The following is a 21,919-nucleotide window of genomic DNA, read 5'->3' as shown; positions in this document are numbered from 1 at the left end:
CCCAAAAAACAGCGCCCAAAGTAAGGCGCTGCTTTATGAAACCAGTTTTGAATCAGAAACGAGGGGTGTTATCCTCGATGCTGTCTTCTACGGCTTTTTTGGTGTCGGTTGGCAAGATAACTTTATTGTCCGCCTCACTTTCTGCCTTGTCTTGAAGGCGTTTTAGTAGGCGAGCTGCTGCTTCACGACCACCCAGACCGAAGGCTAGGGCGAATGCCACAGCGACCGCACCAAGCGTCAAGCCAAAGGCAAGATTTACGATGCTGTCAGCGATACCCATTGCTTTTAGACCCATTGCCAGTACCAGACCCATGATCAGCACACGCACGATGTTAGCTAGGAAACGGCTGCCTTGCTCAGAGCGCTCCACCACACCTGCGATGATGTTCGCCAACCAAAAACCGATGGTCAGGATAACAGCACCCAAGATGATTTGGCTGCCAAAGGCGATGAACATGGTGATCATGCCGCTGATCTGATGGAAACCTAGCAGATCCGCCGCTGCGATGCTGGCGAACAGCATGGCAAAGAACAAGATGGCACAGCCAGCAAGGTCTGAAAGTTTCTTATCGCCCAGCACGCTTTGTAGTCCAAGCTTGGTAGGCAGTGCATCGATTTGCGTATTTGCCAAGATGCCTTTGACGATGTTTGACAGCATGCGCACCACATAATAAGTGATTACCAAGATCGCTGCTGCGGTGAAGACATTCGGCAAAGATTCTAGGATTTTGTTCAGCATGTTGGTGGCAGGGCGAGAGATGGTCTCAACTTTCAAGGCGTCCAGTGCTGCGATGGTGAATGGCACGATGATGAGCATGAAAGACAGCGAGCCTGCGATAGAAGGTAGGCTGTTTTTCTCGCTGATGCCTGCTTTGCTGGCGAGTACTTGAATGTTTAAGCCTGCAACCAGATTGGTGACGATGCCACGCACCACTTTGGCAACGATGTAGCCAATGAAGAATACCAAGCCCGCCATCAGTGCGTTTGGCACGAAGTTGAAGGTTTTGTCAATCATGTTGGTCAGTGGGGTAAATAGACCGTTTAGACCCAGACGACCCAGCACCATGGTCATCACCATCAATAGGATGAACCAATACACGATGTCGGCGATCGTACCGCTCATCGGCTTGACACCAGCTTCTTGAGAAAGTTTCTCGTCTAGTGTGGTCTTGGCAAGGGCGGTGCTAAGCACATTGCGAGCGACGGTGGCAAGTACCCAGCCGATCACACCAACGGCGATGGCTGCTAGAAGATTTGGCAAGAATAATAAGACTTGATTGACCATGTTGGCAAATGGGGCAGAGATTGAGTTTAGGTTGAGTTGGTTGAGTGCGGCAGACACACCGACGGCAAGCACGAACCAAAAGACGATTTTACCAATCAGATTATTCAGGTCATAATTGCGACCAGTAGATTGGCTCATGCGCTCATTCAGACCCAGTTTGGATGCACCTTTTTTGGTCAAAGATGCCAAGATAAGAGCGACGATCCAGCCCAAAATGAAAATGACAATGGCGCCAACGATAGAACCAATCGGACTTTGTAAGTATTGGTTAAAGATGGCAAAATTCATATAATGTTCCATGAATATGCTCCACAGTGGGTGTTTAAGAAGATGAAAATTTAAGAATTTAAATTGAAAGAACGCCATTTAGGGTGGTGCGGCTCATTAAAAAATGTGTCTGACACATCACAACAGGCGATTTATTGCTAGATTATAGCATTAAAATCGCTGGAATTTTGCTCGTGGATAATTTTTCATAACAATATTAACAATTCCTATACAGTCAAAATCCAAATAAGCACCGAAAGCATGGCGCTTGGGCGCATTTTTTGGTATGATGTGCTTCTTGGTGCAGACCTAAGCTCGTCTTTGCGCCGTCATTTTATCCTTTAAATTGAGAAATTCATGAAAAAATACACCCTACTTGCCGCAAGCTTAATGGCAACATTGGCTTTGGCTGGCTGCAACAAAGACAAGGCTGAGGCAGCGACCGACGCTAAGACACCCCAAAAATCAACCGTCGTCAATGAGCAAAGCTCTGAAACTCAAAAAATCAGCTACATCATCGGCTATGGGCAAGGTGCCAATCTAAAAGCGATGAGCGACCAAACTGGCGAACAGCTGGACATGGACATTTTAAACAAAGCCATCAAAGACGCCTTTGACGGCAAAGAAAGCGCCTTAACCGATGCGCAAATCGAGGCGGTGGGCAAGGCTTTTGAAGAGCGCAAAATCAAAGAGGCTGGCGAAAAAGCTGCCAAAAATAAAGCCGATGGCGAGCAATTTTTAGCCCAAAATAAGACCAAAGAAGGCGTACAGACCACCGCATCAGGTCTACAATACAAAGTCATCACCGAAGGCACCGGCAAGCAGCCAAAAGCCACCGATGTGGTGACGGTGCATTATGAAGGCAAGCTCATCAACGGCAAAGTATTTGACTCATCTTATGAGCGTGGCGTGCCAGCGCAGTTTAAACTGAACGAAGTCATCAAAGGCTGGACGGAAGGTTTGCAGCTAATGAAAGAGGGTGCTAAATACGAGCTGTATGTACCAAGTGAGCTTGCCTATGGCGAGGCGGGCAATCCTGCCATCGAGCCAAACAGCACGCTGATTTTTACTGTTGAGCTGCTCGATGAGGCCGCCGCCAAAGCCGCCATTGCCAAAGCGCAGCAAGACATGGTAGCTGCCCAAGGTCAGGCACAGACCAATCAATGATCCAAAAGCTTGATGCTTTTAATGTCGGTAAATAACATAAACCCTTGATTTTTCAAGGGTTTATTTTTTTGGCTTATCATACAATGTGTTTGATAAAGATTTTGGAATTTCTGCCGTTGTGGTAGCGTGCTTGGCGTGCTTGGGGTAGGGCTAGGACATTGGTTTCAAAAAAACCATGTTCAATGAACCAGTGGCTTGTGTGTGTGGTTAGGGCGAACAGCTTGGTGAGACCTGAATTTTTGGCTTGGTTTTCAATGAATTTTAATAAATCATCGCCACGACTGCCACCACGATAGTCAGGGTGAATGGCAATGCTGGCAATCTCTGCACTTTCATCATCAAGCGAATACAGTGCCGCACAGCCGACCACCATGCCATCACGCTCGATGATGGTGTAATGCTCAATGTCGGATTCTAGCCGCTCTTGTGGGCGTTTGATGAGAATGCCTGCGTCTTCTAGGGGTTTTAATAAGGTCAAAAGCCCCAGCACATCGCCCATCACCGCAGGGCGAATCTTATCATACGGCGTGCGAGTAATCATCGTCCCCAAGCCATCTCGGGTAAATAACTCTTCTAATAACGCACCGTCTTTGGCAAAGGGTAAAATCTGCGTCCGCTCCACCACATCGCCCACACGCACCGCACACGCCAAAAATCGTCTCATTTGCTCATCTAAGTCATCATCGCCATCAAGCAGTGTTTGGGCTTGGGCGGTGGTCAGCTCTCTGATGAGTTTGCCGTGTTGATATAGGGCATCTTCGCCAAGAAAAATCAGCTTATCCGCTTGTAAGGTGCGTGCGGTGTGCTGCGCCACTTCTTCGGCAGACAGGTTGAACACATCGCCTGACATAGAAAAGCCAATCGGACTTAAAATGACGATGTGATTATGCGACAGATTATGACGAATGGCAGTATCGTCAATGCTACGCACTTCGCCTGTCATCTGATGGTCAATGCCATCACGCACGCCATAGGGTCTGGCGATGATAAAATTGCCCGACACCACATCAATGCGTGACCCGAACATGGGCGAATTGGCAAGCCCCATCGACAGTCGTGATTCAAGGTGCAAGCGAATTGCCCCCACCGCCGCCAAAATGTGTGGCATGGCAGCAGGCGGTGTGATACGCAGGTGGCTGGATTTGTCTGTGGGCAGATTGATTTTGCTAAGCGCATCATCAATCTGCGGACGAGCTCCATGCACCAGCACCAGCCGAATGCCCAGACTGTGCAAAAGGGCAAAATCGTGAATCAGACGATCAAAATCGGCGTGCGCCACCGCTTCGCCACCGAACATGATGACAAAAGTCTTGCCACGGTGTGTGTTGATATAGGGGGCGGAGTGGCGAAACCATTGGATTGGGTTTTGGCTGGGATTTGGGCTGTGCATGATGGCTTTGGCTTTATGATTTTCAAAGATTAAAAAGACTATGATAATCGGCTTTTTTATGAATGCAAGTGTTTTTTGTGGTTTTGGGTGGGGATTTTTTGTGATGGCTTGGCGATGATAATCTTATCCAACAAAAACAAGCGTGGAGTGATAAAACGCCTTGACCGACCCAAAAAATTTTAGTACATTAAAGCTGTATTAAAAAGGCTTTTTGGAAAAATAAGGAATTTGTATGAGCACCACAACTGTAACACGCACCTATCGTATCAGCCGTGAAGACACGCAGGCACTCATGATTGATGTGCAAGAAAAATTTGCACCGCACATTTTTGAGATGGATAAAATCACCAAAAAAGCCAAAATATTGATTGAGGGGCTAAATCTGCTTGGTGTGCCTTTGACGGTCAATGAGCAGTACCCAAAGGGCTTGGGGCATACGGTGGGCGAGCTGTCGGCGGTGCTAGGTGAGGCAAGTGTCTTTGAAAAATCGGCATTTAGCTCGGCGGACGATGAGACGACTTGGCGACATCTTGCCATGCAAAATCGCCATCATGTGCTGATTTTTGGCATTGAGACCCATGTGTGCGTACAGCAGACCGCCCTTGATTTGTTGGATAATGGCATGCAACCTGTCATCATCAGCGATGCCACCAGTTCAAGAGACTCTTATGACCGCAAAATTGCCCTACGGCGTATGCGTCGGGCGGGTGCGGTGGTAACGACTGTGGAGGCGATTTTGTTTGAATTGCTGCGTTCTAGTAAAGACCCTGCTTTTAAAGCCATTAGTACGCTTGTTAAATAGTTGGGTGTAATTGCTTGGATTTGTTGGGGTTTTGCAAAGCGTAGGGGGCTTTGTTCGCCATCGAGGTGTAGGACAAGCTTAGCCCACCATTGTAAGAATGCAAACCCAAAAGCGGTGGGTAAAACCCACCCTGCATTATCTTAGCCCAATTTATCAACCACATGATTTTGTGGCTCATTGACCATAAAAAACGCAAATCGTTTAGGTTTGCGTTTTTTTGTTGGGGCGTGGGCGGCTTTTTAAAAACAAAAAAGCCGTACCAATCTTTGCTATTTGCCGTGCTTGGCAAGTAGGGCTTTGATTTGATCCATCTGTTGTAGCGTGGCGTCGTAGCCTGCTTGAATGATTTTTTCTTTGTCGGTGGGGTCAAAGATGGCATAGGCAGACAAGTCAGGAGCGATGAGGACATCGGAGGCTTGAATGTCAGCGGTCGTGGCACGACTCGTGTTTTGTAAAAACACATCGTTGATGGTGCGTATCATCTCGCCTTTGGTTTTTGGTAGAGTTTTTGGGAAGTTGGCAGGCAAGGGGATTTGGGCATTATTGGGAATCATGCCAAGCAGTTTATCCACATCAATGCTGATGGGCAAGCCTTGCGTGCTTTTGGCGATGGCGTCTTTGTTAATGGGAAATTCAATGACTTCATCGCCCCAGACCGCCTTGATGCCTGTGTCGGTACGAGCAATGCCTGCGGTGTTTTTGGTGGGCTGGGCAGTGCGTTTGTCTTGGGCGGGCGGTGTAGGTGTTGCCATCACATCAACGGCGATGACCATGTCTGCCCCCAAAGATTTTGCGATGGCTGATGGCAGCAGGGCGACTTGTCCGCCGTCGGTGTATTTTTTGCCACCATGCTCAGGAATGCGTGGCGCGATGAATAAATTTGGCAGACTTGATGAGGCTTGCACCGCAAGTCCTGCATCGCCTTGACGGATGGTGACGGCGGTCTTTGCGTGGGCGTCAGTGGCGACGGCAGCAAAGCGTGTGGGAAATTTTTCAATGGTTTGGTGTTTGACTTGGTCATTGACAAAGCGTCTTATGGCTGTACCATCGATGAGCCCTTGTTTGCTTGGGGCGAGCGTGAGTAGGTCGGTGTCGTTGAGCGTCAAGGCGGCGTGTTCGATGTCTTGAATGCGCTTGCCTGAAGCATAAATCGCCCCAACCATCGCCCCTGCACTTGTGCCGACCACCAGATTTGGACGAATGCCGTGTTCTTCTAAGGCTTTGATGGCGCCGATGTGAGCATAGCCACGAGTACCGCCACCACCAAGCACAAGAGCAAGCGTCGGCATCGCTTGGGTGGTGGGTGTGGTCTGAACGGTTTGTTTGGCTGTGGTGCAACCTGTGGCGAGTGTGGCAGTCAGGGCGACTGTTGTGATGGCGAGTGGAAATGCGGTGTACTTTTTCATGTTGTTCTTTTCAATTGATGAAAATGGTTGTAAAATCAGGCTTATTGTAAAACAATTTAGCCATTTGTATTATAAAGATTTGTAAATCAAGGTGTGCCATGCCAAAACCAGCAACTTCTCTTGTGATTAACTTGCCCATGACGGCATTGTCAGGGGTGGGCGATGCACTGGCTGGGCGATTAAAAGAGCTGGGCATTCATCGTATTTTTGATATGCTCATGCACCTGCCTCGTGATTATGAAGACCGCAGCCGTCTGGTGCCAATTCGTGATGTGGAACATGGCATGAGCGTGCTGGTCAGTGGCGTGGTGACTCATGTTGAGACCAATCGTACAGGCATGAGCGTGGCGATTGAGGATGATACGGGCGTGCTTGTTTTGCGGTTTTTTAAGACTTATGCGGCACTAAAAAACACGATGGTGCTGGGGGCGAACATCACCGCATTTGGCGAGATTAAGGTGAGTCGCTATGGCGTGCAGATGGCTCATCCAGAATACCACATCACAGGCACCAAAGCATTTGAAAGTGGGCTGTTGCCGATTTATCCTGCGGTCAAAGGCTTGCACCAAAATAAAATACGCCAGCTTGTCCGCCTTGCCATCAATGCCGTTTCACATGAAACGCTACATTGTCTGACCCCTTTGCAATTACAAAATGTTGGCATTCACGACATTCAATCGGACATTTTGACGGCATTAAAACAGATTCATCTGCCTGATAAAGATGCGGATATTTTTGCTCAGACGGCACTGTTAGAAGGACTAAAAGAACGCACGCACCCTGCGTGTCGGCGTTTGATTATTGAAGAGCTGGTGGCGCATCAGTTGGCGTTTTTGTATCGGCGTAACAATGTTTATCAATACAAAGCGCCCAGATGCCAAGACAGTAGCCCTTTGGCGCAAAAGCTGTTGGCAAATTTGCCCTTTGATTTGACTCAGGCTCAAAAACGCGTGATTGGCGATGCGGTGGCAGACATGGCGACCAGTAAGCCCATGCTAAGGCTGATCCAAGGCGATGTCGGTGCAGGCAAAACTTTGGTGGCGGCATTGACGGCGTGTCATGCTTTGGACAGTGGCTGGCAAGTGGCGGTGATGGCACCGACAGAGATTTTGGCGGAGCAACATTTTATCAATTTTCAAAAATGGTTTGCCCCTTTGGGCGTGGGCGTGGGTTTTTTGGCAGGCAAGCAGACCGCCAAAGAGCGTGCCGCCATGCTTGATGACATTGTGGCGAATGAAGTGCAGGTGGTTGTCGGTACGCACGCTTTGTTCCAAGATGGGGTGGTGTTTGCCAAATTGGGCTTGGTCATCATTGATGAACAGCACCGTTTTGGCGTGGAACAAAGACTTCGCCTTGCCAATAAAGGCGTGGCAAACAGCACGCCCCATCAGCTTGCCATGACGGCAACCCCCATTCCTAGGACGCTGGCGATGAGTATGTACGGCGACATGGATGTGTCGGTGATTGATGAGCTGCCACCCAATCGCACGCCGATCACCACCGTTACCATCAGCCGAGATCGCCGTGATGAAGTGATTGAGCGGATTTTTGCAAATTGCAAAGAAGGCAAACAAGCCTATTGGGTGTGTCCTTTGGTTGAAGAATCAAGCGTGCTGGATGCTCAGTCGGCAGAGCTGTTGTACGAAGATTTGTGCGAACGGCTTGATATTAACATTGGGCTGGTGCATGGCAAGATGAAGCCTGCCGACAAGCAAGCTGTCATGAATGAGTTTAAGCTGGGTAATATTGATCTTTTGGTGGCGACGACGGTCATTGAAGTGGGCGTGGATGTGCCAAATGCGTCTTTGATGGTGATTGAAAATGCCGAACGATTGGGGTTGTCTCAGCTACATCAGCTGCGTGGGCGAGTGGGGCGTGGTTCTGCCAAGTCGTTTTGTGTGCTGTTATACCAAACGCCGTTATCGCCAACAGGCATTGAACGGCTTAATGTCCTAAGAGACAGCACGGACGGCTTTGTCATCGCCCAAAAAGACTTGGAGCTGCGTGGGGCAGGCGAGCTTTTGGGTAAAAGGCAGACAGGCGACATGGGCTATTATCTGGCGGACATTGTGCGAGATGAAGTGTTGCTTGCCACTGCCCAGAACATCGCCCATCAGCTCATCAATGATGCCAGCCAGCAGCAATTGGCACAGCAGATTGTCAATACTTGGCTGCCTGATGTCAAAGAGTATGTGAATGCCTAACAGACTTGAACACAAGCCATACGCCACCAAGTGAATGAGATAATGATAAAAAGAAGCAATCATGTTTTGTTATCCTATTGATGACGACATCACTTTGGCATTGGTGCATGAGCATCATGCCAAACAAATGGTACAGCTGGTCGGTCGCCAAAAGGACTATCTGGGTCAGTACCTGCCTTGGGTGGCGGACTGTGATGAACGCAGCTACAAGGACTTTGTCAAATTTGCTTTGGGTAAATACGCTGACGGCAAAGGCGTGGATACGGTCATCATCCATCAAGGGGCAATCGTCGGAGCGGCAAGTCTCAACAACATCTACCCAGCTCTAAAAAAAGCAGACATCGGATACTGGCTAAGCCAAGAGCATCAGGGTCGTGGCATCATCACTCGTGCGGTGCGTGGGCTGATGGATATCGCTAAGCATTATTATGGGGTGCAGGTGGTGGAGATTCGGGCTGCCGAGCAGAATTTGCCATCTCGACGGGTCGCTGAACGCTTGGGCTTTGAGTTTTGTGGTATCATTGCCAATAACGAATGCGTGAACGGCAAGATATTTAACCATGCGATGTATGCTTATCGTTTTAAAGATGGATGAATGTCGTCAAAACCGCCCTTAAAACCGTACAATGATACTCATACAATAACTGGGATAATAACATGAATCAAGACAACCCTACCAATCAAGACGCCCATAACCATCACCAAAAAGTGACCGTCAGCAGCGCACCATCAGGACGGCTGTCGGCGATGGGTATGGCGATTTTGGGGGCGGTGCTGCTGGCTGCACTATTGGCTGGCGTGCTGATTGGGCTTGGTATCGGCGGACGCAGCGACACGCAGGGCGATACAAATGTAGCGACTGATGGGGCGGCGACTTCTGATCATGCCGCTTTGTCTGTCGCCATGACGGTCGAGGCGGTGCGACCTGTGCTAAGGCAGGTGGCACAGGAAATCTCTGCCAATGGCAGCATCGCCGCACAAAAGACAGCGCAGGTGAGCGGGCGCATCACAGGGGCGACCATCGAGCAGGTGCTCGTAGAGGTGGGCGATGTGGTACAAGCAGGGCAGGTGCTGGCGGTGCTGGATGCGTCATCTTTAAAAGACAGCGAGATTCAGGCGGCGGCAGATTTAGAGCAAGCGCTCGCCAGTGCTGAAAAGGCGCGTGCCGACCTTGCTCGTACTGAGCCGCTGCTTGCGCTGGATGCCATCAGCCGTCAGGAAGTCGATGCTTATCGGACGGCGCTAAGACAGGCAGACGCCACCGTCATCGCCGCTCGTGCCAAATTAAACAACACGAAAACCAGCCTAAACAACACCAACATCACCGCGCCAGTCTCAGGTATTATCAGCGAGCGCATGGCGCAAGTGGGCGTGCTTGCCAGTGGCAATCCTTTGTTTACCATTATCAAAGATGGCGCATTAGAATGGCAAGCGACCATCTCACCCCAAAACGCCACAAAGATCCGTGTGGGACAAGAGGCGCTCATCGATGTGGGCGATGGTGTGGTGGTGGGTCGGGTGACTCGCCTATCACCGACCGCCAATCAAGGGCGTGAGATGACGGTGCATGTTGCGCTGCCAGTGGGCGCGCCTTTGAGCGCTGGCATGTATCAGACGGGCAGATTTGTGCTGAGCCAGTCACAGGCACTGTCGGTGCCACGAGCTGCCATGACGAGCACTGATGGGCATGATTACGTATGGATATTGCACGCAAAAGAGGATGGGCTGTACCAAGTCGCTCGTAATAAGGTGTCGGTGCTGTCGCATCAAGGGGCGTATGTGGCGGTAGCAGGCGTGCCGACCGATGCGCTCATCGTGGCAAGAAGTGCAGAGTTCTTGGCGGATGGCGATGTGGTGAGAGTGGCGATGATTCATGATCATCACGAACAGCAGACCAACACACAGGGGCAGTGATGAATTTTTCAGCTTATTCCATCAAAAATCCGCTCGTTGCCATCTTGATTTTTAGTCTGATGACGGTGGCGGGCGTGCTGGGCTTTCGTGCCATGAAAATTCAGCAGTTTCCTGACATTGATGTGCCTGCTGTCATCGTCACGGTGCCTTATACGGGCGCATCGCCTGCGCAGCTAGAAACCGATGTCGCCAAAAAAATCGAAAATAAAATCACCAGCATAGAAGGTGTTAAGCACATTCGCTCGACTTTGCAGACGGGTGTTGCCACCATTCATACCGAATTTGCCTTAGAAAAAGATTTGTCTGAGGCGGTGGATGATGTGCGTTCGGCGCTCGATGAGATCGCAGGCGATTTGCCTGCCGCCGCCGAATCACCTGTCATCACCAAAGTCTCGACCGCAGGCTTTCCTGTGGTCAGCTATTCGGTGGCATCAGATACGATGAGCGAGGCGGAGCTGTCTTGGTTTGTGGATGACACCTTGAATAAGCAACTTGCCAGCATTGAGGGGGTGGGTCAGCTTGCTCGAGTGGGCGGCATTGAAAGGCAAATCATCATCGCCGCTGATGCTGACAGGCTAAGTGGCTGGCAGCTGCCAATTACCCAGTTGGCAAATCAGCTGTTTGCTTTGCAGACGGATGCATCAGGCGGTGAGGCGAGCATCGGCGGTGGTACGCAGATCATTCGAGTGCTGGGCTCTGCCAAGAGTGTGAGTGAGCTTGCCAGTCTGCAAGTCGTTACCCCAGCAGGGGGCGTGGCGCTGGGTCAGCTTGCCGACATCAGTGATGCTCATGCCGACCCAAAAAGTCAAGCGGTCTTGGACGGTCAAACGGTGGTGGCGATGTCCATCACTCGCTCTCGTGGTGCCAGTGAGGTGCAGATGGTGAAAGAAGTGGATGCTAAGATTGCCAAGCTTTCCCATCAGTATCCGCACATTCGTATCAATAAAATCTATGACAATGCCGAGCCTGTCGCTGAGGATTATAAAGCCAGTATGCAGATGCTCATCGAGGGCTGTCTTTTGGCGGTGCTTGTGGTGTTTTTGTTTTTAAAGGATTGGCGTGCGACTTTGGTGGCGGCAGCCGCTCTGCCATTGTCCATCATTCCTACCTTTTTGATGATGTGGCTGTTTGGGTTTAGCTTAAATATTATTTCTTTGCTTGCCTTATCGCTGGTCATTGGGGTGCTTGTTGATGATGCCATCGTGGAAGTGGAGAACATCATGCGACACTTGCACATGGGCAAGACCCCGTATGAGGCGGCGATGGAGGCGGCAGATGAAATTGGGCTTGCGGTGGTGGCGACGACCTTTACATTGATAGCGGTTTTTCTGCCAACAGCATTCATGGATGGCGTGGTGGGGCAGTTTTTCTCGCAATTTGGCTGGACAGCGGCGATTTCGGTATTCATGTCGCTGCTTGTGGCTCGTCTGGTGACGCCGATGATGGCGGCATATTTACTAAAACCTAAGGCGCATCAAAGCGAGACGACAGGACGCACGATGCGTGTGTATTTGAAGGTGGTGAAATGGACGCTCAATCATCGAGCCATCACTTTGGTGGCGACGATTGTACTGTTCATTGGCTCGCTGTCGATGGCAAAGCTGTTGTCTGGCGCATTCATACCACCCGATGACAGCAATCAAACGCAAGTCACTCTAGAACTCACCCCTGATGCCACCTTGGATGATACGGTGCGCATTGGACAGATGGCGGCAGATGTCATCGGACGAGTCGATGGCGTGGCATCGGTGTTCATCTCAGCAGGCAGCGCCGCCCAAGGGGGCGACAGTCGTAATGCTGCGGCAGGCAGTGAGAATGCCGCAACGCTCAATGTCTTGCTTGACCCTCGTGGCACTCGCCCTAGTAAGACCGACATTGAGCACGCCATCGCTGATGCCATCACTGAGGTGCCGTCTGCCCGCTTTGTGGTGGGGCTGTCAGCGACGGGCGACTCAGGCTATGGGTTTTCTTTGATGTCTGATGATCCAGTGCTGCTTGATCGTACGGTCAATGAGGTGATGGGTCAGATTCGCACTTTGTCTGTCGTCTCGGCAGTCACAAGCAACAAGCCACTTGGCAAACCTGAGCTTGTTGCCTTGCCAAGCACTGTGCAGATGGCGGATAAAGGCGTAACGACAGTAAGCATTGCAGACACCCTGCGGGTTGCGACCACGGGCGATTATGAGCAGGCGTTGCCCAAGCTTAATTTGGACACCAGACAAATTCCCATCGTCGTGCGACTGCCTGACGAAAAACGCAGCGACTTTAATGCCTTAAATGCGCTGTATGTGCCTAGCAGTACCGAGCTTGGCGCGGTGAAATTGTCTGAGGTGGCAAGCCTACAATACGCCACAGGCGAGGCGGAGATCCGCAGGCTAGACCGCCAGCGCAGTATTAAGATTACAGTACAGTCTGACCAAGAGCTTGGCGTGGTCATCGATGCGGTGAAGGCATTGCCCGCCCTGCAAAACCTGCCAGATGGCGTGAGCGTCATTGATGAGGGTCAGGCGGACAGTATGGCGGAGCTATTTACAGGATTTGCCATCGCCATGAGCGTGGGGGTGTTTTGTATCTTTGGGGTGCTGGTGCTATTGTTTCATAAGGTGTTGCAGCCGTTCACGATTCTCATGGCGTTGCCACTGTCCATCGGTGGGGCGTTCATTGGGCTGGTATTGACCGATTCAAGCTTGTCCATCTCATCGCTCATCGGCTTTATCATGCTGATGGGTATCGCCACGAAAAACTCAATTCTACTGGTGGATTATGCCATCATCGCCGAAGAGCAGGGTAAGTCTCAGCTGGATGCGATCTTGGACGCCTGCAAGAAGCGGGCTCGCCCCATCATCATGACCACCATCGCCATGGGGGCGGGCATGTTGCCGCTCGTGTTTGGCTGGGGTGGTGCCGATCCGACATTCCGCCGTCCGATGGCGGTGGCGGTGCTTGGCGGGCTTATTACTTCGACTTTTTTAAGTCTGATTGTCATTCCTGTGGTCTATACGCTGATGGACGACCTAGGTAAGCGATTTGCTCGCCGCAAAACGAGCGCATCAAAACCACAAAGTGTGTAAGCCATGCTTCGCCCCACATGAGATTTAAATGTCTTTTGTGGGGCGGTTCGGTCAAGAAGCGGGTAGAGATTTAATTAAATGTTTGAGTAAGAGTGATTTTGGTGTCTATTTCGATTTTTTGATAGATCAGCTCAATGGTTCTTAGTAGCAAATGAATGTATTCATTATCATTGCCTTCTTGAAAAGATAAAAATATCGGACTGACCGCACCAATGTCCAAAATGGGTAAATATTGTAAATTTGCCATGTGTATTGAACGACTGTTATAAGGAACGATGCATACGCCCTCACCGGAGGCGACAATACCAAGTGCAAGCTGAATATTGGAAAGGTATTTGATATTGCTCGGTGTCAATCCATGTTCTGCAAATAAGTTGTTGATGTAGTTTGCAAAATTTTGATTGCCAGTATTGGGATAGCAGAGTATCACTTCATCAACAATGTCTGCCAAATGCACGCCATCATTGTGCTGCGCTAGTGGATGATATTTATTGATTGCCAACACCAAAGGTTCATTTCTAAGTAAAATGCGTCTGATGCTGGGGTCTGAAAATTTTAATCGCCCAAAGCTCACATCAATCTCACCTTTTTTTAATGCCTCCATTTGCTCCAATGTGCCCATTTCTACCAAATCAATAGATACATTTGGCAAAAGCTTTCTAAATTCATAAATAATCTGAGGCAGCAGCCCCAAAAGCAATGAACCAACAAAACCGATTTTAAGTGTCTGATCGGTTTTTCCTACTCGTTTCGTCATTGATACCATTTGCTCGATGTTACTTAGAACTTTTTTGGCATGCTGATAGAAAAACTGCCCTGCATCGGTGGTCTTGACAGGGCGACTGCCCCTTTGGAGCAATTGTAAGCCAAGCTCATCTTCTAGGTTTTGAATCTGACGGCTCAAAGGCGGCTGAGCAATGAACAATCGCTCAGAGGCTTTGGTGAAACTTTGCTCTTCCACCACAGCAACAAAATATTTTAGATGACGGATGTCCATATCTAGCAACCTTTAAAGTTTGGGATTTGTCAAATCTTAACAAAAATTTCTATATTTTAAAAGTATGAATTCATAGGATAACCGTCTTGTAATAAATTGAATCGTGTTGAAAATCTTGATTTTATAGGGTTTGAGAGACTCTTTGTATTTTCATTGTTATGATGCGTCTTGGCTTTATACCTATTTGATATGGATTGATATTTATTTGGTTTTGCAATTACAAATAAAAGTGATTACATTGGGTTGGCAACAAACCTATTTATACTTTGAACAAGGAGCTGTTATGAGTGCCGAAAAGGTCAATCTAGACCAGTTTATTGATAATGCTAAGTTCACCCCTTTTCACTGGGTGGTGCTTTTATGGTGTTTGCTTATTATTATTTTTGATGGCTACGATCTTGCCATTTATGGTGTAGCACTACCACTTTTGATGGAGCAATGGGATTTGACTGCTCAGCAGGCAGGTTGGCTTGCCAGCTCTGCTTTGTTTGGCATGATGTTTGGGGCGATTGGGTTTGGCTCACTGTCTGACAAGCTGGGGCGTAAAAAAACCATCATGCTGTGCGTGTTTTTGTTTGCAGGGTTTACCTTTTTAGGAGCGTTTGCTGACAATCCTTTGCAGTTTGCTGTGTTGCGTTTTATTGCAGGGCTTGGTATTGGCGGAGTCATGCCAAATGTGGTTGCGCTTACCACAGAATTTGCCCCAAAACGCATGAAAAGTACGCTCGTTGCCATCATGTTCAGTGGCTATGCCATCGGCGGCATGGCGTCTGCGCTCTTAGGCAAGGCGCTCGTCCCTGTATATGGCTGGCAAATCGTGTTCATGCTTGCAGGCATTCCCATACTCTTGATGCCAGTGATTTGGGCGATGCTTCCTGAGTCTTTGTTTTATTTAAAACGCAAAGGTCGTGATGATGAGGCTAAGAAAATCATCACTAAAATCGACCCAAGCTATGCAAACAAAGACTTTGAGATCGAACCCATCGCCGTTCAGGTGGAAGATTCAGCGCCGCTTAAAGCTCTATTTCAGCAAGGCAGAACGACCAGTACCATCATGTTCTGGGTGGCATTCTTTATGTGCCTGCTCATGGTGTATGCCTTGGCAAGCTGGCTGCCTAAGCTCATGATTGGGGCGGGTTATTCGCTGGGAGCGAGTATGTTGTTTTTGTTTGCGCTAAACATTGGGGGTATGATTGGAGCGATTGGGGGTGGTATTTTGGCAGATAAATTCCACATCAAGCCTGTGCTTGTGAGTATGTTCACCATCGGTGCAGTGTCACTTGTATTGCTTGGTTTTAACAGTCCTGCCCCTGTGCTGTACACTTTGATTGCCATTGCGGGTGCCGCAACGATTGGATCGCAGATTTTGCTTTATACTTTTGTATCACAATATTACCCTTCGACAGTGCGTTCGACAGGCATGGGATTTGCCTCTGGCGTGGGTCGTATTGGGGCGATCGTAGGTCCAGTTTTAACAGGTACTTTGTTAGGATTGCAGCTAAGCCATCAGATGAATTTTATGGCGATTGCCATTCCGGGGGTTATTGCTGCGGTGGCGATTTTTATGGTGAACATGAAAAACGCCAATGGCTAAGAAGGAATGAGAATTTAAAAGCGGTTGTCAGTTTGGCAACCGTTTTTTTTGATTGAACTATACCAAAAAAGTATGAAACAATGCAAAAATAATATTGGTTTTTTTAGTTACATTCTTTTAGAGTATAGATAAAGCAAAACTGACAGCAGGGAAATTACCTTAGGGCAGAGAAATATGTATCAGTCATTAGAAAGCATCATTCTAGACATACCGACCATCAGACCACACAAAATGTCTGTGGCGACCATGCAAAAACAAACCCTCGTTTTGGTAAAAATCACCACCCATGATGGTATCGTTGGCTGGGGTGAGGCGACCACCATCGGCGGACTCTCCTACGGTGAGGAATCTCCTGAAAGCATCAAAACCAACCTTGACACCTATTTTGCCCCACTTTTGACTGGTCTAAAAGGCGAACCAAACATCGCCCAGACCATGCAGATGATTGACAAGCACATCATGGGCAACCGCTTTGCCAAATGCGCGGTGCAAACGGCGCTGTTCGACATTTTGGGCAAGAAATTAAACTTACCCGTCAGTGAGCTTCTTGGTGGGCGACTTCGTGATGAATTGCCTGTGCTTTGGGTGCTTGCCTCTGGTGACACCGAAAAAGACATCGCCGAAGCCAAAAAAATGATTGAGGTAAAGCGCCACAATTTTTTTAAACTTAAAATCGGCTCTCGTTCAGTTGAAGAAGATGTCGAACATGTGGTGGCGATTAAAAAAGCATTGGGCAAAGAGGTTAGCATCCGTGTTGATGTCAATCGTGCGTGGTCTGAAATGCAGTGTATCAAAGGCATACAAGCCTTGCAGGACGGCGGTATCGATTTGATTGAACAGCCTTGTGCCATTCACGATGTGGAACTTCTGGCAAGATTGACCGAGCGTTTTGATGTGGCAATTATGGCGGACGAAGCGGTGATGTGTCCGACCAATGCCTACAAACTTGCCAAAAATCACTGTGCCAATGTTTTTGCCGTCAAAATCGAGCAAGCAGGCGGTCTCATGGAGGCCTGTCAAATTGCTACCATCGCCAAAGTTGCAGGTATTGACCTCTATGGCGGTACCATGCTTGAGGGTGCGGTGGGGACGATTGCTTCGGCTCATGCTTTTAGTACTTTTGACAATTTGGCGTATGGCACGGAGCTGTTTGCCCCACTTCTACTGACTGAAGAGATTTTGAGTAAACCTTTGGTGTATGAAAATTTCACCCTAAAAGTGCCAACAGGTGCAGGACTTGGCATTGATTTGAATGAAAACAAGATTGACAATTTAAGACGAGCTTAATTTAAGCTCAAATAAGGAGATGACCATGCTTTATCATGTGAAAATGGATGTCAATATTCCATTGGATTTTGACAAACAAAAAGCTGATGAAATCAAGGCGACCGAAAAAGCCTACTCCCAAGAGCTACAAAAACAAGGCAAATGGCGACATCTATGGCGAATTAGCGGGCAGTATTCCAACATCTCCATCTTTGATGTGGAAAGCAACGAGGAATTGCATAACATCTTGCAAGGATTGCCTCTGTATCCGTTTATGACCATTGAGGTCATGCCCTTAAATCGCCATCCTTCATCGATTCGTGATGATGACAGCTGATTTTTAATTTTTAATTTACAAAAGTGGCTATGCACTCTCATAGCAATTAACCCAACTGTAGCCAGCCATTTGAAGATGCCAGCTACACCATGACAAGGAGAAGAAGTATGAACCGTCAAGAAATTGATGCTTTGGTTAAAAAAATGAATGTGGACACCGCTACAGGTGAAGTGGACGCTCGTGTGCAAGAGATTGTGGTTCGTCTTTTGGGTGATTTGTTTGAAGCCATTGTGGATTTGAACATCACGCAAACCGAGCTTTGGAAAGGCATGGAGTACCTCTCTGATTTGGGTCAGGCCAATGAAGTGGGTTTGCTGGTTCCGGGTTTGGGTCTTGAACACTTCATGGACTTACTTGAAGATGAAAAAGACCGTCAAGCTGGCGTAGAGCAAGGCGGTACACCTCGTACCATCGAAGGTCCACTGTATGTGGCGGGAGCTCCTGAGAGCGTGGGCTTTGCCCGCATGGACGATGGCTCTGAATCTGACAAGATTGACACGCTCATCATTGAGGGTGTGGTAACCGATGTGGATGGCAACATCGTACCAAACGCCAAAGTAGAAATGTGGCACGCCAATGGTCAGGGCAACTATTCATTCTTTGATAAATCACAATCTGATTTCAACCTTCGTCGTACCATTTATACCGATGAAAACGGCCGCTATCGTGCCCAAACTACCATGCCAGTTGGCTATGGTTGCCCACCAAATGGACCGACGCAAGCCCTGCTTGACAAGCTAGGTCGTCATGGTCAGCGTCCATCGCATGTTCACTACTTCATCACGGCTGACGGCTTCCGTAAGCTCACCACTCAGTTTAACATCGAAGGCGACAAATACCTATGGGACGACTTTGCCTTTGGTACTCGTGAAGGCTTGGTGGCGGTGGCGACCGACAAATCAAGTGCAGAGGATTTGGCGGAATACAACCTAGATAAGCCATTTAAGCACATCGCCTTTGATTTTAAACTAACCAAAGACACCCAAACCGCCCCAACTACCGAAGTGGACAGAAGACGAGCTCAGGGCTGATTGTTAAGTCTGTACATTGGCTTGCAAACGAAGATTTTGCAAGCCAATCTAATCCAAATTACAACAACATTCATTCAATGTATTTACCCAGATAGGCAGATACAAGGAGTTAATTTATGCCAAAGATTCCTGTTGTCAATACCAGTCATTTAGACCGCATTGACGAGCTTTTAGTAGAAAATCCAGAAACTGGCGAATATAAAGTTCATCGCTCTGTATTTACCGACCAAACTTTATTTGATTTGGAAATGAAATACATCTTTGAGGGCAACTGGGTGTATTTGGCACATGAAAGCCAAATTCCAGAAATCAACGATTATTATACGACTTATATTGGTCGCCAACCAATCATCATTGCTCGCAACAAAGATGGCGAATTAAATGCGATGATTAATGCCTGTTCACATCGTGGGGCTCAGCTTTGCCGTTATAAAAAGGGCAATAAGTCATCTTATACTTGCCCATTTCACGGTTGGACCTTTAACAACTCTGGCAAACTTTTAAAAGTCAAAGACCCTAAAGACGCAGGTTATCCTGAAAGTTTTAATAAAGACGGTTCGCACGATTTGAAAAAAGTCGCTCGTTTTGAAAGCTACAAAGGCTTTTTGTTTGGCAGTTTAAATCCTGATGTCCTGCCACTTGAAGAATATCTTGGCGAAGCGACCAAAATCATTGACATGATTGTCGGTCAAGCTCAAGATGGCTTAGAAGTATTGCGTGGTTCATCAACTTATACTTATGAAGGCAACTGGAAACTGACCGCTGAAAATGGTGCGGACGGCTACCATGTTTCTGCGGTGCATTGGAACTATGCGGCAACCACCCAACAAAGAAAAGAAAAACAAGCAGGGGCGGACAATATCCGTGCCATGAGTGCAGGCGGTTGGGGCAAACAAGGCGGTGGCTCATATGGCTTTGAGCATGGGCATATGCTTCTTTGGACACAATGGGCAAACCCAGAAGACCGTCCAAACTACGCGCAATACGACACTTATAAAGAGCTCTACGGCGAGGCGATGGCAAAATGGATGATTGAGCGTTCTCGTAATTTGTGCTTGTATCCCAATGTGTATTTAATGGACCAATTCGGCTCGCAAATCCGTATTTTACGCCCATTGGCGGTCAATAAAACCGAAGTTACGATTTATTGTATCGCACCAAAAGGCGAAAGTGCCGAAAACCGCCAACGCCGCATCCGCCAATACGAAGATTTCTTTAACGCATCAGGTATGGCAACGCCAGACGACCTAGAAGAGTTTCGCTCTTGCCAAGTCGGTTACGCAGGTATCGATATTGAATGGAATGATATGTGCCGTGGGGCAAGCCACTGGGTGCATGGGGCGGACGAATTTGCCCAAGAAATCGGCTTAAAACCAAAATTAAGCGGTGTCAAAACCGAAGATGAAGGCTTGTATCTTGCCCAGCACGAGCATTGGGTGGAAGTGATGAAAGAAGCCATCGAAACCGAACAAAAGTTGGAAAAAGGAGAAGTCTGATGAGCTTAGTATCTGCCGAATTGCAACACAAAATCAGCCAATTTTTGTACCAAGAAGCCCGCTTTTTGGACGATGAACAATGGGACGATTGGCTAGAATGCTACGCACCAGAGGCGTCATTTTGGATGCCAGCATGGGATGACGATGACACGCTGGTTACTGACCCGATGACGGAAATTTCCTTGATTTATTATCCAGATCGTCAAGGACTTGAAGACCGTGTGTTTCGTATCAAAACTGAGCGCTCGTCAGCGACCATTCCAGACACTCGCACCAGCCACAACATCAACAATATTGAAGTTGAAAAGGTTGAGGGTAACAAAGCCACCGTGCGTTTTAACTGGCATACATTCAGTTTTCGTTACAAAACCATTTACCAACATTTTGGCATGTCTCGCTACGAAATCGATGTTTCAGCCGACAGCTTTAAAATTTTGAGCAAATATGTCGTTCTAAAAAATGACTACATTCACCAAGTCATTGATGTTTATCATATTTGATAAAAATGGGATTGGTGAGTTAAATTACCAATCCCATTTTGCCTTAATTTAACCAGTCAGCCAACAGCCAACTTATTGCATAAAAAACATAAGGATATTTTTATGAGTCACAAAGTCGCTTTACAATTTGAAGATGGTGTTACCCGGTTTATTGAAGTGGGTGACGGCGAAGTTTTATCAGACGCTGCCTACCGCCAAAAAATGAACATTCCGCTAGATTGCCGAGACGGAGCGTGTGGCACTTGCCGAGCTTTTTATGAGTCTGGGACTTATGACATGGATGAAGACATGTACATCGAGGACGCCCTAAGCCCTGAAGATGCCGAAAAAGGCTATGTTTTGGCGTGTCAATGCTACCCAACTTCAGATTCGGTCATTCAGATTTTGGCAAGTTCTGCGGTGTGCAAAACCCAAATCCATACTTTCAGTGGTACGCTGACCGATTTACAAAAAGTCTCTGATAGCACCATTTGTTTTGAAATTGAACTGGATGATAATGAGCCAGAAATCAGCTTTTTGGCAGGGCAATATGTCAATGTGAAAATTCCAGGCACGGATGAAACTCGTTCTTATTCGTTCAGCTCAAAGCCTGCCGAGCGCAAAACCAGCTTTGTGGTGCGAAATGTCCCCAATGGCAAAATGAGTTCGTTTTTAGCAAATACCGCCAAAGTGGGCGACAAAATGAGCTTTACAGGACCTTTTGGCAGTTTTTATCTGCGTCCGATGGTTCGCCCAACGCTGTTTTTGGCAGGTGGAACAGGGATTGCACCATTTTTATCCATGCTAAAAGTGCTTGATGAAAAAGGTTCAGAGCATCCTATTCGCATGGTGTTTGGCGTGACCAATGATGAGGATTTGGTCGGCATTGATGCGCTAGATGACTTTAAGGCGAAACATGATTGGTTTGATTATCGGACAGTTGTGGTCAATGAAATGTCCACCCATGAGCGTAAAGGCTATGTCACTGCTCATATTGATGATGACTGGCTAAATGGCGGCGATGTGGATATTTATCTGTGTGGACCTGTGGCGATGGTTGATTCGGTGCGTGATTGGTTGGAGGTTCAGAACATCACGGCGCAAAACTTCTTGTTTGAGAAGTTCTCAGCCAATTAAGATGGCGGCAAAATGGATTGCTTGCAAATTTCATAAAAGTCATTAAAATCTTTTTGACCCCTAGTGGTCAGTACCT

The 21,919-nt window shown here is 48.0% G+C and carries 17 protein-coding genes; 13 read left to right on the top strand and 4 right to left on the bottom strand.

Translation table 11 applies throughout. The annotated features are described in order from the left end of the window. Window positions 1-52: 52 nt before the first annotated feature. Window positions 53-1,573 carry a mechanosensitive ion channel gene (locus tag LU290_RS09720; protein ID WP_277808386.1) on the bottom strand — a complete coding sequence of 507 codons (1,521 nt, stop codon included), beginning with the start codon at window positions 1,571-1,573 and terminating at the stop codon, window positions 53-55. 336 nt (window positions 1,574-1,909) lie between these two features. Here LU290_RS09720 and bamJ point away from each other — a divergent pair, with 336 nt between their 5' ends. Next, entirely contained in the window at window positions 1,910-2,719 is an 810-nt protein-coding gene (gene bamJ, locus LU290_RS09715; RefSeq protein WP_277808385.1) for a BamJ family beta-barrel-assembly machinery protein, read from the top strand. A 76-nt stretch (window positions 2,720-2,795) separates the two neighbouring features. Here the strand turns inward: bamJ and argA are convergent, their stop codons facing one another. Further along, the gene (gene argA, locus LU290_RS09710) at window positions 2,796-4,109 is read right to left on the bottom strand and encodes an amino-acid N-acetyltransferase (RefSeq protein WP_277808384.1); all 1,314 of its coding nucleotides are present in this window, start codon (window positions 4,107-4,109) and stop codon (window positions 2,796-2,798) included. 232 nt (window positions 4,110-4,341) lie between these two features. On the opposite strand from argA, the gene LU290_RS09705 reads away from it, so the two are divergent. Then, window positions 4,342-4,911 carry a hydrolase gene (locus LU290_RS09705; protein WP_277808383.1) on the top strand — a complete coding sequence of 190 codons (570 nt, stop codon included), beginning with the start codon at window positions 4,342-4,344 and terminating at the stop codon, window positions 4,909-4,911. 269 nt (window positions 4,912-5,180) lie between these two features. Here the strand turns inward: LU290_RS09705 and LU290_RS09700 are convergent, their stop codons facing one another. Next, window positions 5,181-6,317 carry a patatin-like phospholipase family protein gene (locus LU290_RS09700; RefSeq protein WP_277808382.1) on the bottom strand — a complete coding sequence of 379 codons (1,137 nt, stop codon included), beginning with the start codon at window positions 6,315-6,317 and terminating at the stop codon, window positions 5,181-5,183. 98 nt (window positions 6,318-6,415) lie between these two features. Between LU290_RS09700 and recG the strand changes: the two genes are divergently transcribed. The 4 genes from recG (at window position 6,416) to LU290_RS09680 (ending at window position 13,506) form a co-directional block, all read left to right on the top strand. Beyond that, window positions 6,416-8,521 (top strand): ATP-dependent DNA helicase RecG, encoded by a 2,106-nt coding sequence (gene recG, locus LU290_RS09695; protein WP_277808381.1) that lies wholly within the window; start codon window positions 6,416-6,418, stop codon window positions 8,519-8,521. 61 nt (window positions 8,522-8,582) lie between these two features. Further along, window positions 8,583-9,116 (top strand): GNAT family N-acetyltransferase, encoded by a 534-nt coding sequence (locus LU290_RS09690; RefSeq protein WP_277808380.1) that lies wholly within the window; start codon window positions 8,583-8,585, stop codon window positions 9,114-9,116. A gap of 62 nt (window positions 9,117-9,178) precedes the next feature. After that, window positions 9,179-10,435, top strand: coding sequence for an efflux RND transporter periplasmic adaptor subunit (locus tag LU290_RS09685; RefSeq protein WP_277808379.1), 1,257 nt, complete (start codon window positions 9,179-9,181; stop codon window positions 10,433-10,435). Next, the gene (locus LU290_RS09680; RefSeq protein WP_277808378.1) at window positions 10,435-13,506 is read left to right on the top strand and encodes an efflux RND transporter permease subunit; all 3,072 of its coding nucleotides are present in this window, start codon (window positions 10,435-10,437) and stop codon (window positions 13,504-13,506) included. The genes LU290_RS09685 and LU290_RS09680 overlap by 1 nt, the downstream gene beginning before the upstream one ends. A 70-nt stretch (window positions 13,507-13,576) precedes the next feature. Here the strand turns inward: LU290_RS09680 and LU290_RS09675 are convergent, their stop codons facing one another. After that, a complete protein-coding gene (locus LU290_RS09675; protein ID WP_277808377.1) occupies window positions 13,577-14,503 on the bottom strand; it encodes a LysR family transcriptional regulator in 927 nt (308 codons plus the stop codon). A 283-nt stretch (window positions 14,504-14,786) separates the two neighbouring features. Between LU290_RS09675 and LU290_RS09670 the strand changes: the two genes are divergently transcribed. From LU290_RS09670 to benC, 7 genes are all read left to right on the top strand, one after another. Further along, window positions 14,787-16,097 carry an MFS transporter gene (locus tag LU290_RS09670; RefSeq protein WP_277808376.1) on the top strand — a complete coding sequence of 437 codons (1,311 nt, stop codon included), beginning with the start codon at window positions 14,787-14,789 and terminating at the stop codon, window positions 16,095-16,097. A 174-nt stretch (window positions 16,098-16,271) separates the two neighbouring features. Next, on the top strand, window positions 16,272-17,384 hold the full coding sequence (locus LU290_RS09665) for a muconate/chloromuconate family cycloisomerase (protein ID WP_277808375.1): 1,113 nt from the start codon (window positions 16,272-16,274) through the stop codon (window positions 17,382-17,384). Window positions 17,385-17,409: 25 nt separating this feature from the next. Further along, a complete protein-coding gene (gene catC / locus LU290_RS09660) occupies window positions 17,410-17,700 on the top strand; it encodes a muconolactone Delta-isomerase (protein ID WP_277808374.1) in 291 nt (96 codons plus the stop codon). A gap of 107 nt (window positions 17,701-17,807) precedes the next feature. After that, the gene (gene catA / locus LU290_RS09655) at window positions 17,808-18,731 is read left to right on the top strand and encodes a catechol 1,2-dioxygenase (RefSeq protein WP_277808373.1); all 924 of its coding nucleotides are present in this window, start codon (window positions 17,808-17,810) and stop codon (window positions 18,729-18,731) included. Between the two features lie 116 nt (window positions 18,732-18,847). Beyond that, on the top strand, window positions 18,848-20,227 hold the full coding sequence (benA, locus tag LU290_RS09650; RefSeq protein ID WP_277808372.1) for a benzoate 1,2-dioxygenase large subunit: 1,380 nt from the start codon (window positions 18,848-18,850) through the stop codon (window positions 20,225-20,227). After that, window positions 20,227-20,727: a benzoate 1,2-dioxygenase small subunit gene (gene benB, locus LU290_RS09645; RefSeq protein WP_277808371.1), complete on the top strand. Its 501-nt coding sequence runs from the start codon at window positions 20,227-20,229 to the stop codon at window positions 20,725-20,727. Before benA ends, benB begins: the two co-directional genes overlap by 1 nt. A gap of 102 nt (window positions 20,728-20,829) precedes the next feature. Then, a complete protein-coding gene (gene benC, locus LU290_RS09640; protein ID WP_277808370.1) occupies window positions 20,830-21,843 on the top strand; it encodes a benzoate 1,2-dioxygenase electron transfer component BenC in 1,014 nt (337 codons plus the stop codon). Window positions 21,844-21,919: the final 76 nt, after the last annotated feature.

Source organism: Moraxella nasibovis (assembly GCF_029581575.1).
GTDB lineage: Bacteria > Pseudomonadota > Gammaproteobacteria > Pseudomonadales > Moraxellaceae > Moraxella > Moraxella nasibovis.
This window is presented reverse-complemented; position numbering and strand designations above follow the sequence as displayed.